General features: G+C 71.5%; 15 protein-coding genes. 2 read left to right on the top strand and 13 right to left on the bottom strand.

Going from position 1 to position 15,314, the window contains the following annotated elements; all coding sequences use genetic code 11:
• Positions 1-115 precede the first annotated feature (115 nt).
• The 8 genes from BIV25_RS37040 to BIV25_RS37005 all read right to left on the bottom strand — a co-directional run bounded on the left by BIV25_RS37040 (position 116) and on the right by BIV25_RS37005 (position 7,051).
• Positions 116-1,006, bottom strand: coding sequence for a DUF5936 domain-containing protein (locus BIV25_RS37040; protein WP_071376926.1), 891 nt, complete (start codon positions 1,004-1,006; stop codon positions 116-118).
• Between the two features lie 40 nt (positions 1,007-1,046).
• Complete coding sequence (locus BIV25_RS37035; protein ID WP_071376925.1) at positions 1,047-1,991, bottom strand: type II secretion system F family protein; 945 nt, start codon at positions 1,989-1,991, stop codon at positions 1,047-1,049.
• A gap of 10 nt (positions 1,992-2,001) precedes the next feature.
• On the bottom strand, positions 2,002-3,339 hold the full coding sequence (locus BIV25_RS37030; RefSeq protein WP_071376924.1) for a CpaF family protein: 1,338 nt from the start codon (positions 3,337-3,339) through the stop codon (positions 2,002-2,004).
• A gap of 42 nt (positions 3,340-3,381) precedes the next feature.
• Positions 3,382-3,759: a TadE/TadG family type IV pilus assembly protein gene (locus tag BIV25_RS37025; RefSeq protein ID WP_071376923.1), complete on the bottom strand. Its 378-nt coding sequence runs from the start codon at positions 3,757-3,759 to the stop codon at positions 3,382-3,384.
• Between the two features lies 1 nt (position 3,760).
• On the bottom strand, positions 3,761-4,162 hold the full coding sequence (locus BIV25_RS37020) for a pilus assembly protein (RefSeq protein ID WP_071376922.1): 402 nt from the start codon (positions 4,160-4,162) through the stop codon (positions 3,761-3,763).
• A gap of 7 nt (positions 4,163-4,169) precedes the next feature.
• A complete protein-coding gene (locus tag BIV25_RS37015) occupies positions 4,170-5,405 on the bottom strand; it encodes an AAA family ATPase (protein ID WP_071376921.1) in 1,236 nt (411 codons plus the stop codon).
• A gap of 12 nt (positions 5,406-5,417) precedes the next feature.
• Positions 5,418-6,140, bottom strand: a complete 723-nt coding sequence (gene cpaB / locus BIV25_RS37010; protein ID WP_071376920.1) for a Flp pilus assembly protein CpaB — start codon at positions 6,138-6,140, stop codon at positions 5,418-5,420.
• Positions 6,141-6,223: 83 nt separating this feature from the next.
• Positions 6,224-7,051, bottom strand: coding sequence for a hypothetical protein (locus BIV25_RS37005; RefSeq protein ID WP_371273113.1), 828 nt, complete (start codon positions 7,049-7,051; stop codon positions 6,224-6,226).
• Between the two features lie 320 nt (positions 7,052-7,371).
• On the opposite strand from BIV25_RS37005, the gene BIV25_RS37000 reads away from it, so the two are divergent.
• Positions 7,372-9,111 carry a chitinase gene (locus tag BIV25_RS37000; RefSeq protein ID WP_071376929.1) on the top strand — a complete coding sequence of 580 codons (1,740 nt, stop codon included), beginning with the start codon at positions 7,372-7,374 and terminating at the stop codon, positions 9,109-9,111.
• A gap of 238 nt (positions 9,112-9,349) precedes the next feature.
• On the opposite strand, the gene BIV25_RS36995 is transcribed toward BIV25_RS37000, so the two are convergent.
• The 5 genes from BIV25_RS36995 to BIV25_RS36975 form a co-directional block, all read right to left on the bottom strand.
• Positions 9,350-9,979, bottom strand: a complete 630-nt coding sequence (locus BIV25_RS36995; RefSeq protein ID WP_071376918.1) for a hypothetical protein — start codon at positions 9,977-9,979, stop codon at positions 9,350-9,352.
• A gap of 100 nt (positions 9,980-10,079) precedes the next feature.
• Entirely contained in the window at positions 10,080-11,567 is a 1,488-nt protein-coding gene (locus tag BIV25_RS36990) for a GntP family permease (protein WP_071376917.1), read from the bottom strand.
• 121 nt (positions 11,568-11,688) lie between these two features.
• Entirely contained in the window at positions 11,689-12,099 is a 411-nt protein-coding gene (locus BIV25_RS36985) for a RidA family protein (RefSeq protein ID WP_071376916.1), read from the bottom strand.
• Positions 12,099-12,860, bottom strand: coding sequence for an IclR family transcriptional regulator (locus tag BIV25_RS36980; protein ID WP_071376915.1), 762 nt, complete (start codon positions 12,858-12,860; stop codon positions 12,099-12,101). Before BIV25_RS36980 ends, BIV25_RS36985 begins: the two co-directional genes overlap by 1 nt.
• Complete coding sequence (locus BIV25_RS36975) at positions 12,857-13,867, bottom strand: sugar kinase (RefSeq protein ID WP_079177112.1); 1,011 nt, start codon at positions 13,865-13,867, stop codon at positions 12,857-12,859. Before BIV25_RS36975 ends, BIV25_RS36980 begins: the two co-directional genes overlap by 4 nt.
• Positions 13,868-14,032: 165 nt before the next feature.
• On the opposite strand from BIV25_RS36975, the gene BIV25_RS36970 reads away from it, so the two are divergent.
• Complete coding sequence (locus BIV25_RS36970) at positions 14,033-15,307, top strand: amino acid deaminase (RefSeq protein WP_071376914.1); 1,275 nt, start codon at positions 14,033-14,035, stop codon at positions 15,305-15,307.
• Positions 15,308-15,314 lie beyond the last annotated feature (7 nt).

Here is a 15,314-nt window from a genome sequence, read left to right as displayed (position 1 = left end):
CCCGACCACCCGCGCCCGCCCCCCGGACCGGCCTCCGGCACCACCCCCCCTCGGCCACTCGCGCACAGGCCCTCCGCTCCGCTCCGTCGGCCCGGTCGCCGCCGTCATCTGCGGCTCACTTCCCCGTGAGGGAGCCGAAGTCCACGCCGGAGCCCAGGATCAGGCCGGCGCCCAGCAGGAGCATCGTCGCCGGGACCATGAACGTGGTGATCATCAGCGTGGCCTTCGGCACCGCGCGGGCGGCCTTGCGGCGGGCGTTCTGGGCGTCGGTGCGGCGCATGTCCTTGGCCAGCGAGACGAGCGTGTCGACGATCGGCGCGCCCAGTTCCTCGCCCTGCTGGAGTGCCGTCACGAACATCGCCACCTGCTCGGAGTCGTTGCGCCGGCGCAGCTCCGCGAAGGCCTGGCGGCGGCTCATGCCGAGGTCCATCTGGCGCAGGGTGATGCGCAGTTCGTCCGCCCAGGGGCCCTCGTAGTGGGAGGCGACGCGGTCCAGGGCCTGGCGGAAGCCGAGTCCGGCGCTGACCACGACCGCGAGCACGTCGAGGAAGTCGGGCAGGGTGCGCTCGATGACGTCCTTGCGGACCCGGATCGCCGACCAGATGCCGACCTCCGTCCAGAACGCGCCGAAGAGCAGCAGCAGTACGGCGACGAACCACTGGCCGCGCAGGAGGAAGACCAGGAAGCCGACGAGGCCGAGCGCGCCGTAGACCGCCCGCCGGGCCGCGTAGCGGTCTATCGTCAGGCCGCCGGGGTTGCCCGCGAGGTCGATCTTGCGGCGGTAGCGGGCGACCAGGCGCGGGCCCATCAGGCGCAGCACGGCGGGGGCGTAGCGCATGCCCATGCGGTCGATGACCGAGCCGACCGCGCCGGTGCGGGTGGCGCCGACCTCCAGGGCCACGGCGAGGTCGCCGGGGAGTCTGGCGTCCGCGCGGTACATGCGCAGGCCCGCGAAGACGCCCCAGACGCCGAGCGCCATCAGCAGCGCGAGCAGGATTCCCGTCATCGGACTCACTGTCGGACCCCCCACCGGATCGTCCGCCCCCTCATACGTCGATCCGGCTCAGGCGCCGGATGAGGACGAAGCCGACGGCGTACATCGCGAAGGCGACGATCACGCAGGCCTGGCCGACCGGTGAGCCGGTCATGCGGTCCAGCGCCCCGTCCTTGACGCCGTTCATCAGGAACAGCGCGCCGACGCCGAGGACGGGCACGGCGTACGACGTCATGGTCACCTGGGAGAGCTGGGTGCGGATCTCGCGTCTCGTCTCCTTGCGCTCCTCCAGTGTCTCGGTCAGGTTGCGCAGGGCGCCGACCACCTGGCCGCCGGCCCGGTTCGAGAGGACGAGGGTCGTGACCAGGACGCCCAGTTCGCGGGACGGCAGCCGGTCGGCCAGCTCGCCCAGCGCGTCGTCCAGGGACTGGCCGATCGCCAACTGGTCGGAGACCTTGGCGAGTTCCTCGCCGGCCGGGGCCTCCAGCTCCTCCGCCGCCATGCCGATCGCGGTGCGCAGGGCGAGGCCGGCCTGGGTGGCGTTGGCCAGGATGCGGGCCAGTTCGGGGAGTTGCCCGATGAAGCGCTCGATGCGTTTCTGGCGCTGCCAGTTGAGGAACTGCACGGCCGCACCGATGCCGAGCAGGCCGGCCAGCGGGCCGAAGAAGGGGGCCAGGGTGGCCTGGCCGATCAGCCAGAGCGCGGCGACCACGGCGAGCATGTACACGAAGAACTCGCCCGGGGTGACATCCAGTCCGGTGGCGGCGAGCCGCCGTTCCAGCCAGCGGCCGAAGCGGGTACGGCGCAGTCGCCGGTCCACGTCGCGGAAGCGGCGCCGGCGGCCGCCGGCCGACTCCGGACCGGCGTGGGTGAGCCGGTCCACGAGGGCGGCGCGCTGGGCCCGGCCCGCGGCGTAGGCGTACAGCCCGGCGACCGCCAGGGCGCAGGCCAGCAGCGTCACACCGGTGGTGAGCTGGACGAGGGTGTGCAGTTCCATGGTCCTGGTCCTACCTGGCTTCTCGGGTGGTGAGCTGGGCCGCCGTGTGGGCCACGCCGAAGGCCTGCGGGAGGGGCTGGCTCGCCATGTAGAGGCGGTCGGCGGCGCGGCGTGGGAGGGGGAAGTACTGGAAACTGCCGTACACCCGGCCGTCGGCCGTCATCGGCTGGGCGTCGAAGCGGGCGACCGTCGCCAGCCGGTACGGCTCCCCGCCGTGGCTGTCGAGCAGGGCGATCTCGGTGATGCGGCGGGCGCCGTCGGCGAACCGGGTGAGCTGGACGATGACGTCGACGGCGCTGTTGATCTGGTCGTGCAGCGCGACGAAGGGGACCTCGACGTCGGACATGGAGGCGAGGGTCTGCAGGCGGGTCAGCGCGTCCTCGGCGCTGTTGGCGTGCACGGTCGCGAGCGAGCCGTCGTGGCCGGTGGACATCGCCTGCAGCATGTCGAGGGACTCGCCGCCGCGGACCTCGCCGACCACGATCCGGTCGGGGCGCATACGGAGGGAGTTGCGGACGAGGTCGCGGATGGTGACCTGGCCCTTGCCCTCGACGTTCGGCGGGCGGGACTCCAGGCGGACCACGTGCGTCTGCTGGAGCTGGAGTTCGGCGGAGTCCTCGATGGTGATGATGCGCTCGTGCGAGGGGATGAGCCCGGACAGGGCGTTGAGCAGGGTCGTCTTGCCGGTGCCGGTGGCGCCCGAGACGATGATGTTGAACTTCGCCTGCACCAGGCCCGCCAGCAGATACACCATGTGCTCGTCCAGCGAGCCGAAGGAGATCAGCTCCTGGAGGGTGAAGGAGCGCGGGAAGCGGCGGATGGTGAGGATCGGGCCGGTCAGGGACAGCGGCGGGATGATGACGTTCACGCGCTCGCCGGAGGGCAGGCGGGCGTCCACCATCGGGTTCGACTCGTCGACCCTTCTGTTCACCGTGGACACGATCCGCTCGATGGTCTGCATCAGCTGGTCGGCGGAGACGAAGCGCAGCTGCAGCTGCTCGACGCGGCCCCCGCGCTCGACGAAGATCGCGTCGGGGCCGTTCACCATGATCTCGGTGATCGACGCGTCCTCCAGCAGCGGCTCCAGGATGCCGAGGCCGAGCGCCTCGTCCACCACCCGGCGGATCAGCTGCGAGCGCTCGACCGTCGACAGCACCGGGCCCTCGCGGCTGATGATGTGCCCGAGCACGCGCTCCAGCCGCGCCCGGCGCTCGGCCGCCGCGAGCGAGCTCATCTCCGCGAGGTCGATCTCCTCCAGCAGCTTGGCCCGGTAGGAGGCGACCAGATGGCCGTCCTCGCCCCGGCTGCCGTGGTCCTCCGGAGTGCCGATGCGTGCCCGCAGACTCATGGAATCGCTTCTCCCGGGTCAGTGGTCGGATCAGTGGTCGGATCAGTGGTCGAGGGGCATGGTGGCGGTCCTGGTGGCGTCGCCGAAGTCCCAGACGATCTTCGGGATGCGGACGGTGGCCGTGACGGTCACGACGTCGCCGCCGTCGCCGGACGAGCAGTTCACCGTGATGCCGCTGCTGACGGCTCCGGCGCAGGCCTGCTGGGCGTCCTGCCGCAGGGAGGCCGCCCGCGCCCCGGCCCGGGCCGCCGTACCGGCCTGCTCGGCGGCGTAGGCGACGACGCCGATCTGGATCCCGGCCAGCGCGACGATCAGCAGGACGGGGATGAACCCCAGGTATTCGATGGCCACTTGGCCGCTGTCCCGGTCACGGTGGCGACAGAGGCCATGGGGCCCACGGAGGCGACGGCGGTACGGCATCTCAGTCCTTCACCTCCTCCACGGCGCCGGCGTGGCCGGTCACCGTGGCCGGGAAGTCGATCAGGCCGGGGAAGAGGACGGGGACGTGCAGCCTGACGTCGGCCGTCACATAGCCGCTCCCGCCACACGTCACGCCGGCACTCCCCCTCCACGCCGCCGACAGGTCCTTCAGCCCCGCCGCCGAGCAGGCCGCCTGCCGCGCGCCACCCGGCGCCGCCGCCGTACCCGCCCGTACCGCCTCGTCCGCAGCATTCCCGGCGAGCACGAAGGTGTACCCCACGAGTACGGCCTGCCACACGAGCACCAGGGTCAGCACGATGAGCGGCGTCATCCCGAGGAACTCGATGCTGACCTGCCCGCTGTCCCCACCGGGCCTTCCCGTCTCCCCACTGGGCCTTCTCATCGCCCGCTCACTCCTTCCGCCGCCGGAATCCGACCGCGCCCCGCCCGCCGCCCCGGTGGGCCCCCTCGGCCGCCGCCTTCACGAGGCCCAGCTCTGCGGCGAGCGCCCACAGCGCCTGCTTCACGGTGCTCCTGCTGTCGAGTTCATGGACCCGCCCCGCGTCCACGACGGCCTGAAGTTCCTTGAAATTGGCGGGTACGGCGGTGCGCGCGAGCGCCGTACCCGTGATGCGGCTGACGAGCGCGGGCTGGATCTCCGCGCTGCGCGCCAGCCGGTTGACGACGGCCGTCGTCTCCTCGGCCTTGCGGATCTGGAGCCGGTCCCACATCCGTACGGTCCGCTTGGCCGCGCGTACGGCGATCACGTCGGGGGTCGTGACCAGCAGCGCGGTGTCCGCCATCTCCACGGCTGCCGCGCCCGCGCCGCTCAGCTGGGCCCCGCAGTCGACGACGACGACCTCGTAGCGCGAGCGCAGGGCGCGGACGATCTGCCGGGCGGCGCGGTCGCCGACCTCCTCGCCGCGTTCTCCCTCGGCCGGGGCGAGGAGCAGGGCGAGCCCGGTGTCGTGGCGGAAGACGGCGTCGGCGAGGACGCGGGGCGAGATGTCGGTGATCGAGGCGAGGTCGGCGACGGACCGGCGGAACTGGATGTCCAGGTAGGAGGCGATGTCCCCGGTCTGGAGGTCCAGGTCGACCAGGGCGGTGGGCCGGCCGGAGGCCTGCGCGGCGAGGGCGAGCTGGATGGCGGCCAGCGTCGTGCCCACTCCCCCCTTGGCGCCGCTGACCGTGACGACCGTGCCGCCGACGCCGCCCAGCACGTCGGTGCCGTGGCCGAGATGGCGCCGTACCCCGGTCGACCACTGGGCGACGGCCTGGACGCGGCCGGCGAGTTCCTCGTACGACAGCGGGAGCGCGACCAGCCCGCGGGCGCCGGCGTCCATGGCGGCGGCGAACAGCCCGGGGCTCGCGTCGGAGGTGACGAGGATGACGCCGACGGCCGGGAAGCGGAGCGCGACCTCGCGGATCAGGTCGAGGGCCGGCACCGGGCCGACCCGTTCATGGACGACGACGACTTCCGGGAGCTCCTCCACGGACTCGGCGGCGAGCCGGGCGAGGGTGTCGACGAGCTGGGTGGAGTCGACGACGGGCGGCTGCGGTTCGGCGTCGGGGAGCTGGCTGAGGAGGGTGACGAGGGAGCGGACGGCGTCGGGGTCCGCACCGGCCGGGAGGATCCTGCTGGGCATGCGGGCCGCCTCTCACTTGTCCGTCGCGAGTTCGTACGTGCGGTCCTTGTCCGGAACGCTGGTCTCGCTGCCGGGGGCCACCAGGGCGAGCCGCACGCGCTGGGCGAAGGACTCGGCGTAGGTGATGCGCTGGGCGTCGAGGGTGGACAGCGCGAAGGTGATCGGGACGGCCTCGCTGAGCTGGCTCTGACTCTGGCTCTGGGGCTGGTTCTTGGTGGAGTCGTCGAGGGCGGTGATGCGGCCGACGTCGAGGACCCGGGCATTGGTGACGATGATCTTCGACTGGTCGGGATCGCCGTTGTTCTTCCCGGCGAAGGTGGCGTACACGTTCACCCGGGACCCCGGAGTGATCTTTCCCGCGACGCCGGTCGCCGCGTCGATCATGATGGCGACCTCCTGCTGTCCGGGCTGGAGGGCGGGCTGGTCGACGATCATGTCGGTCTGGAGGAGCGACCCGGCGCGCAGGGTGGTGACGGCGATCTTGCCCTGGATCTGCCGCAGGTCGGTGACGGCGTTGCCGGACAGCCACCGCTTCGGCATCTCGATCTTCTCGAACTGGCCGGTGTCCAGGGCGGTGTACGGCTTCACGTCGGACCTGACCCGGTAGGCGCTGACCTCGGGCCCGACCTTGGAATCGGCGTTGTGGACGACGGAGAGCACGCCGGCGAACGCGCCGAGAGCGCACAGGACCGACAGGATCAGCAGTATCACGCCGCGGCGCTGACGGGAGTTCATGAACCGTGCAACCTCATTGGGGGGGATCGGCCGGCGGGACGGGGACGTACTGGTCTTGCGTTGTCCGGTCTTGCGTTGTCTTGTCAGGCGGGCGAGCGCTGTTCCAGGGCGCGGGGTGCGGCGGGTTCGTGGGCGGGCGGGGTGGCGGAGCAGAAGACGCACAGGTCGCCGATGACGTCCAGGCCGCACCAGTGACAGCTGGTCTGCCGTACGGAGGTGACCAGTTGGTAGAGGACCGACAGATCGGCGAGATGACCGCAGAACTCGATCACGCGGCCGGTGCCCCACCAGTCCCGGGACTCGGCGGGCAGCGGCACCTCGCGCAGCCCGTGCACGCTCCACTGCCCGCCGAGTCCGCCGACCCACTCGCTCTGCAGCTGGCCCTTGGCGACGAGCATCCAGGTGCTGAACTCGGGCCCCTTGAGCACGGCGCCGGGCGCGATCCTGACGAGCTGCGGCTCGGGGTGGGCCAGCACGGCGAACTGGCTGCCCGGCACCCAGGATCTGGCATGGGCCTTGAGCCCGACCGGCACCCGGTCCAGGCGCGCGACCGAGCCCAGCACCGCCCCGGCGTGGAGGTAGTGGGTGAGCAGCCGCCCGGCGGAGGCGAGGATCCCCGGGCTCAGGTCGCAGGAGGCGAGCTGGCGCAGCTGCCGGGCGAGCACGGCGATGCCGAGCGGGGGCAGTTCGGGCCGGAAGAAGGCGACGCGGTCGCTCTCCAGCAGCGAGCGCAGGGTGTGCAGCCGCTGCATGACGGTCGCGGGCGTGGCGCGGGAACAGACGACGACGAGGTACCCGTACTGCTCGATCAGGGCGTGGAGTTCCACGACCGCCTGCTCCAGCGGCTTCTGATCGATACCGCTCAGCACGACGGCGGGCACGGTCCGTTCGTCCTGAGCCGGCAGCGCCATGTCGGCACTGGTCACGGCAATGGCAGTTGGCACGCGCAGCTCCCCGCTCTTCACACCCGCCGGCCGTCCGGGGCCACTCCCGTGCCGCCGGGACGACTTCACTGCGTGACTACCTGAGCACTGTATCCACGGCCGTATGGCCGGAGAACAGCGTTTGTGAAGCTCGCGTGGAACTCTCTTGGCGCAAGGACCGCGCAAGTCCCGCCAAAACAGGACAGGTTGAGCAAGGTCTCGAAATCCATTTTGGTCTGGACCTCTTGACAGTCGAATTGGTCTGGACCACCTTGTACGCACACCCGAACTCCCCCTCGGAGGCCCCCGTGGACCGCGCCCCAGGCACAGGCATACCCGGATCCGGATACGGCAGACGACGCCCGGCCCTGCTGTGGTCGGCCGTCACGGCCCTGGCCCTGTCGGTCGCGGGCCTCACGGCGACCGCGGCCCCGGCAGCCGCGGCGGACGTCAACAACGCGACGAACGCGGGCTTCGAGTCGGGCCTGAGCGGCTGGACGTGCACGGCGGGCAGCGGTACGACCGTCTCGTCGCCGGTCCACAGCGGCTCGTCGGCACTGAAGGCGACCCCGGCCGGCCAGGACGACGCCCAGTGCACCCAGGCGGTCGCGGTCGAGCCCGACTCGACGTACACGCTGAGCGCGTGGGTGCAGGGCGGCTACTCCTACCTGGGCGTGACGGGCACGGGCACGACGGACGTCTCGACCTGGACCCCCGACACGACCACCTGGAAACAGCTGTCGACGACCTTCACCACGGGCACGTCAACTACCTCGGTCACGGTCTACACGCACGGGTGGTACGGCCAGGCGGCCTACTACGCCGACGACGTCTCGGTCTACGGCCCCGACGGCGGCGGAGGCGGCACCCCGCCCCCCACGGTCCCGGCGGCCCCGACCGGCCTGTCGGTCGCGTCCACCACGTCCTCCTCGGCCACCCTCTCCTGGTCCCCGGTGTCGGGCGCGACGGGCTACAACGTCTACCAGGACGGCACGAAGGCGACGGCCGTGACGGGCACGTCGGCGACGCTGACGAACCTGTCCGCCTCCACCTCGTACTCCTTCCAGGTGACGGCGACGAACGCGGCGGGCGAGTCGACGAAGTCGGCGTCGGTGACGGCGACGACATCCTCCGGACCGAGTGGCGGAGGAGGCGGGGGCGCGCTGCCGAAGCACGCGGTGACCGGCTACTGGCAGAACTTCAACAACGGCGCGACCGTGCAGAAACTGTCCGACGTCCCCTCCTCCTACGACATCGTCGCGGTGGCCTTCGCGGACGCGACGACGACACCGGGCGCGGTGACCTTCAACCTCGACTCGGCCGGCCTCGGCGGCTACACGGTCGACCAGTTCAAGGCGGACATCAAGGCGAAGCAGGCGGCCGGCAAGAAGGTCGTCATCTCGATCGGCGGCCAGAACGGCACGGTGTCGATCAGCGACCCGACGTCGGCGACGAACTTCGCGAACTCCGTCTATGCGCTGATGCAGACGTACGGCTTCGACGGCGTCGACATCGACCTGGAGAACGGCCTCGACGCGACCTACATGACCCAGGCACTTCGCTCCCTGTCCGCCAAGGCGGGCCCGTCCCTCGTCCTCACGATGGCCCCGCAGACGATCGACATGCAGTCGACGTCGAACGCGTACTTCCAGACGGCCCTGAACGTGAAGGACATCCTGACGGTCGTCAACATGCAGTACTACAACAGCGGTTCCATGCTGGGCTGCGACGGCAAGGTCTACAGCCAGGGCTCGGTCGACTTCCTGACCGCCCTCGCCTGCATCCAGCTCCAGGGCGGCCTCTCCCCGTCCCAGGTGGGCCTCGGCCTCCCCGCCTCGACGAGCGCGGCGGGCAGCGGCTATGTGTCACCGACCGTGGTGAACAACGCACTGGACTGCCTGACGGCCGGCACGAACTGCGGCACCTTCAAACCGTCCAAGACCTACCCCGACCTCCGGGGCGCCATGACCTGGTCGACGAACTGGGACGCGGCCTCGGGCAACGCCTGGTCGAACTCGGTGGGGGCGCACGTGCATGCGCTGCCGTGAGGTGAGACGGCGGTAGTGGCCGACGCCCGGGCCCTTCGGGGTCCGGGCGTCGCCGCATGCAGCGGGGGCGGAGCGTGACGGCCGCTTCACTCCTCGGGGAACAGCTCCCCCTCCGGGCTGCGGCCGGCGCCCGACGACGCCGATGTGGACGTCGCCGGCCGCCGCACCCGCGCAACCGCCCGAGGCTCCAGCGCGACCGCCCGAGCCGCCCGAGCCTTCACCCTCAAGGCGGTACCCGTCAGTCGCCCTGTTCGGCTTCCTCGCCGTCCTCGAAGTACGCGTCCAGTACCGCGTCGATCTGCTCGTCCCACTCCTTGAAGCGGGACTTCGACGCCGCCTCGATCTCGATCGGGTACCAGCGGCGCTCGGGGGTGTGGACCGTGATCGTGTAGCGCTTGCCGAAGCGGGGGGACTCCGTCTCGACGGCCGCGATCTCGTCCCAGCGGAACTCGCAGGACTCCTCGTCGAGGCGGAGGCGGACACCCTTGCGGTCGGCCACTATCCGCGCCCGGCGGTCGGCCGCCTCGAAGACCGGGCCGTCGTCGGCCGCCTCGAAGACCGGGCCGTCGTCGGCCGCGTCGTCGCCGTCCGCGGTGTCGTCGGCCTTGGCGTCATGAGCCGCGTCAGTCCCGTCGGCCTCCCCGGGCTTCTTCAGGTTTTCGGAATCGCCCGAAACATCCGGCTTGTTCGACTTCTCGGGCTCCTCCGGGTCGGCGGCCGGCGCCTCCTTCGTCGTAGACGTGTCCGCCTTGGCCGGAGCCGTGAGCCCCGGGATGAAGGCCGGGTCGAAACCGGCGCCCGTGACGGGCTCGGTCTTCAACGGCTCGGCCTTCGACGGCTTGCTGCTCGCTCCTGTGCGCTGCTCCACGGCGGCAGTATGGACGACTTCCCTGTGCCGGAACCAGTCGGACCGCTCATCCCAGGGGCAACATCCGTCACCTTCGGAGCCTTCCGGCCCTCCGGAGCCCTCAGACGAACAGGCTCACCGCCGCCGCCACCGCGAAACCGGCCACCGAGAGCACGGACTCCAGGACGGTCCAGGTGCGCAGCGTGTCACGTTCGCTGATGCCGAAGTACTTGGCGACCATCCAGAAGCCTCCGTCGTTCACGTGTGAGGCGAAGATCGAGCCCGCCGAGATCGCCATGATGACCAGGGCCACGAAGGGCTGGGAGTGGTCGCCCTCGGTGAGGAGCGGGGCCACGATGCCCGCCGTCGTCACGATCGCCACCGTCGCCGAGCCCTGCGCCACCCGCAGGACGAGCGAGATCAGGTAGGCGAGGACGATCACCGGGAGGCCCACGCCGTGGAAGGTGTCGGACAGGGCCTGGGCCACTCCGCTCGCCTTCAGCACCGCGCCGAAGATCCCGCCCGCACCCACGACCAGCAGGATGTTGCCGACCGGCTTCAACGACGAAGTGGACACCGCTTCGAGGGACTTGCGGGTCCAGCCGCGCCGGATGCCCAGCAGGTAGTACGCCATGAGCAGGGCGAACGTCAGGGCCACCATGGGGGTGCCGAAGAACTGGAGGACCGAGCGGGTCGGGGACGGGTCCAGGACGATCGAGGAGAAGGTGGCCGCGAGGATCAGGATCAGGGGCGTGCCGATGATCGTCAGGACCACGCCCAGGGGGACCGGGTTCTCCCGTGGTTCCACGCCCTGTGTGCGCTGCTCCGCCGTCACCGCCCGCTTCGCCTCCTCCGCCGCTTCCACCATGTCCTGCGGCACGGCGACGAAGATCCGCCGGCCGACCCAGGCGGAGAAGGCCCACGCGGCCAGCACGGCGGGGACGCCGCAGACGACGCCCATGAGGATGACCCAGCCGAGCTGGACGTGCAGGAGGGCGGCGGCCGCCACCGGGCCGGGGTGCGGGGGCAGGAACGCGTGGGTCATGGAGAGGCCGGCGAGGAGGGGCAGGCAGTAGAGGAGGACCGACCTGCCGCCTCGTTTCGCCGCCGCGTACACCAGCGGGGCCAGGACGAAGATGCCCACGTCGAAGAAGACCGGGATGCCGAAGATCAGGCCCGTCAGGCCCATGGCCAGTGGGGCACGCTTCTCGCCGAACAGGGTCAGCAGGCGCGCGGCCAGTACTTCCGCCCCGCCGCTGACCTCCAGGATCGCGCCGAGCATCGTGCCGAGGCCGATGATGATCGCGACGTGGCCGAGGATGCCGCCCATGCCGGACTCGATGGCGGAGACGGCGCTGGAGCTCTGGACGGTGCCGAAGAGTTCGGTGACCGAGAGGCCGGCCAGCAGGCCCACGGCTATGGAGACGGCGAGGAGGGCCACGAAGGGCTGGAGCCTGACCTTGATGATCAGGAAGAGCAGGAGGGCTATGCCGATCCCGGCGACCGTGAGGAGTCCGGGGGTGCCGTCCAGGAGGAGGAGCAGGCCTCCGGTGTGGGGTGGGGCGGGTGGGGTCGTCGCGGCCAGGGGGAGGGAGAGCGGACAGGACATTCGGGGGTCCTCTTCGTAAATGCATCGTGCTTCTGGGTAGGGGGGAGCGCGGCACGGCGGCCCGGGGGTGTGGGACGCCGTGCCGTGCGGGGCGTGCGGGTGGTGAGGGATCGTCAGGGACTCAGCCGAGTACGGCGAGCGCGTCGATCTCGATGAGGAGGCCGGCCGGGAGACCGACGTAGACCGTGGTCCGGGCGGCGGGCGGCTGGGTGAGGCCCTGCTCCTCGAAGTAGGTGTTGTAGATCTCGTTCATCTCGGCGAAGTGGTCCACGTCCGTCAGATAGACGCGGATCATCATCACGTCGTCCCAGCCCGCGCCGCCCTCTGCGAGGATCGCCTTGACGTTGGCGAGGGTCTGGAGGGTCTGCTCGGCGAGGGTGGGACCGGCCGGTGTCGGGGGCTTGCCGTCCTCGGCGGGCAGGAAGCCGACCTGGCCGGCGACCTGGAGGATGTTGCCCTTCTTCACGCCGTGCGAGAACTTCGCGGGCGGGGTGGTGTGGGTCTTCGGGGTGAGCGCGGTCTTCTCGGTCATCAGGGGGTTTCCTTGATCGGGGTTCTGCCGGAGTACTCGCCGCTGATCGCGTCCGCCGTACGGCGCACCAGCGGGAGCAGGGTGAGGAGTTCCTCGGCGGTGACGACCACGTTCGGCGCGGAGACCGACATCGCGGCGACCACCCGGCCGTCGGCGCCGCGGACGGGCGCGGCGACGCAGTTGATGGACTCCTCGTGGCCGCCGAGGTCGGTGGCCCAGCCCTGTTCGCGCACCGTGGCGAGTTCCTTGCGGAAGGCCTCGGCGTCCGGGGTCGAACGGGGCGTGTACATGGGGTAGTCGAGCTGGTCCGTGACGGCGCGGCGCTCGGGTTCGGGCAGGTCGGCGAGGAGGAGTTTGGCGACGGCCGCGACCGTGATGGCGACGGGCTTGCCGATCCGGGAGTACATGCGGACCGGGTAGCGGCTCTCCACCTTGTCGATGTAGAGAACCTCGTTCTCCTCGTAGACGGCGAGGTGCACGGTGTGGCCGCAGGCCTCGTTGAGGCGGACGAGGTGGGGGTGGGCGATCTCCCGGATGTCGAGGTTCTCCATCGCCTCCTGGGCGAGGGCGAACAGGCGGGCGCCGAGGCGGTAGCGCTGGTCGGACTGGCGGTAGACCAGGCCGTGTTCGTGCAGGGTGCGCAGGAGGCGCAGTGCCGTGGACTTGTGGACGCCCAGGCGGTCGGCGACCTGCCCGAGGTCTGCGGGGCCCTCGGCGAGCAGCGGCAGGATGCTCAGGGCGCGGTCGACGGTCTGACTCATGGGGTGTTCGCCTCCTGTTCGGCCGCGTCGGCTTGCGTCCAGCCGGGGCCGAGTCGAAGTCTCCCCCATGCGGCGCTGTCGAGGCCGCTCAGGCGGTCGGCGTGGTCGCGGGCGGGCGGCGGGGCGAGGTCGCCGGGGGCGGTGAGGGCCGCGGCGGCGAAGAGGTGGCCGTGGCGCAGCCGGACGCTGAGCGGCAGGCCGCGCAGGGTGGCGGAGAGGAAGCCGGCGGCGAAGGCGTCGCCGGCGCCGGTGGTGGCGACGACGTCCACGTGCAGGGCCGGTTCGAGGACGGGCGGGCGACGGCCCGCGAACGCCGTCGCGCCCCTCGCGCCCTGCTTCACCACCAGCACCTCCGGCTCGGGCAGCGCTTCGCGGACGGCCTCGGGGCCGCCCTCGATCCCCCAGGCCTGCTCGGCCTCGTCCTCCCCCACGAACACGATGTCCGCGCGCCGGGCCAGGTCCAGCAGCACCAGCGGCCCCGCGTCCGTACGCCACAGCCCCGGCCGGTGGTTCACGTCGAAGGAGAGCAGCGGCCGGCCGGCGCGGGGAGCGGTGAGCGCGTCCGTCAGTTCCCGGCACTCGGGCGACAGCGCCGCCGTGATCCCCGACAGGTGCAGCACCCGGCCCGCCCGTATCGCCGCCAGGTCCACGTTGCCCACGCTCATCGCCGACGCCGCCGAACCGGTCCGGTAGTACGCCACCTCGTGCGCGCCCGTGCCGCGGTCGCCGGCCGTGCGGAAGTAGATGCCCGTCGGGCGGACGGGATCCCGGCGTACGGCGCGGACGTCGACGCCGTACCCGGCGATCCGCTCCACCAGGTGCTGCCCGAACCCGTCCGCCCCCACCCGGCTCACCCATCGGGCGGAGTGCCCGGCGGCCGCCAGCACGCAGGCCACGTTGGACTCGGCGCCGCCGATCGCGCGGTCGAAGGAGGGCACGTCCGCGAGGCGGCCCGGGCGGCTGGGCAGGAAGGTGACCATGGACTCGCCGAGCGCCACGACGTCCACGGGCTCGCGCGGAACGATTGCGGAGTAAGCAGCGTCGTCGATGATGACTCCTGTCGATGCCCGGGCGGCGGCTCCGTTGACCCGGTGTCGGCGAGATGCTAGACACCAGTTAGCAATACATGCAATGACCGTTGCGGAGATTGCAACGGTCAGGAGAGGGGCTCCATGCGCACCGAAGCGCTCGCCCGGCTGGCCGAGGAACGTGTCGACCACCGCTTCAAGGGTCTCCCGCCCGACGCCGACGGGCTGACCGTGGGCGAGCTGGCCGCCCAGCGCCGCAACCTCTTCCGCGCGGCCGACGGCTTCGCCACCCCCGTCCTCGCGCTGTCCGCCGAGCGTCTGGAGCACAACCTGGCGCTGATGGAGGCGTACGCCGCCCGGCACGGGCTGGCCTTCGCCCCGCACGGCAAGACCTCCATGGCCCCGCAGCTCTTCCACCGCCAGCTCGAACACGGCGCCTGGGGCATCACGCTGGCGGTGCCCCACCAGGTGCGCGTCGCCCGGGAGTTCGGGGTCCCGCGGATCTTCCTCGCCAACGAACTCGTCGACGCCGCCGCCCTCCGGTGGATCGCGGGCGAGCTGGCCGCCGACCCCGGGTTCCGGTTCGTCGCCTACGTCGACTCCGTGCGCGGGGTCGAGCTGATGGACGCCGCGCTGCGGGGCTGCGCCAGGCCCGTCGACGTCGTCGTCGAGCTGGGTGCCGGGGAGGGGGCCCGCACCGGGGTGCGCACGGAGGCGGACGCGCGGGCCGTCGCCGAGGCCGTGGGCCACGCGTCCGGCACGCTGCGGCTCGTGGGGGTCGCGGGGTACGAGGCCCAGGTGCCCGGCGCCGACCCCGCTCTGGTGCGGGCCTGGCTGGAGAGGCTGGTCTCGCTCGCCGTGGAGCTCGACAAGGCCGGGCGTTTCGCCGGGGCCGAGGAGATCGTGGTGAGCGCCGGCGGCAGTGAGTGGTTCGACGCGGTCGCCGATGTCTTCTCGGGGATCCCGGAACTGTCCCTCCCGGTCCTGAAGCTGCTGCGCTCCGGTGCCTACGTCTCGCACGACGACGTCCACTACAGCAGGCTGACCCCGTTCAACCGGGTCCCCGAGGAAGGCGCCCTGGAACCCGCCTTCCGGCTGTGGGCGCAGGTCGTCTCCCGGCCCTCGGCCGAGCAGGCCTTCCTCAACGCGGGCAAGCGCGACGCCTCCTACGACCTCGACCTTCCGGTGGCGCACGTGGTACGCCGGGACGGCACCGAGCACCCGGCGACCGGCATCGAGGTGACCGCCCTGTCCGACCAGCACCTGTGGCTGCGCACCGCTCCGGAGGCGGACGTCGAGGTCGGCGACTGGGTCGGACTCGGGCTGTCGCACCCGTGCACGTCGTTCGACAAGTGGCAGCTGATCCCGGTGGCGGAGGCGGACGGGACGGTCGTCGACTACATCCGTACCTTCTTCTAGATCCGCA

The organism is Streptomyces sp. MUSC 14, from assembly GCF_001866675.1.
In the GTDB taxonomy this organism is placed as follows: domain Bacteria; phylum Actinomycetota; class Actinomycetes; order Streptomycetales; family Streptomycetaceae; genus Streptomyces.
The sequence above is the reverse complement of the archived record's forward strand: the minus strand, read 5'-3'. Positions and strand labels throughout refer to the sequence as shown.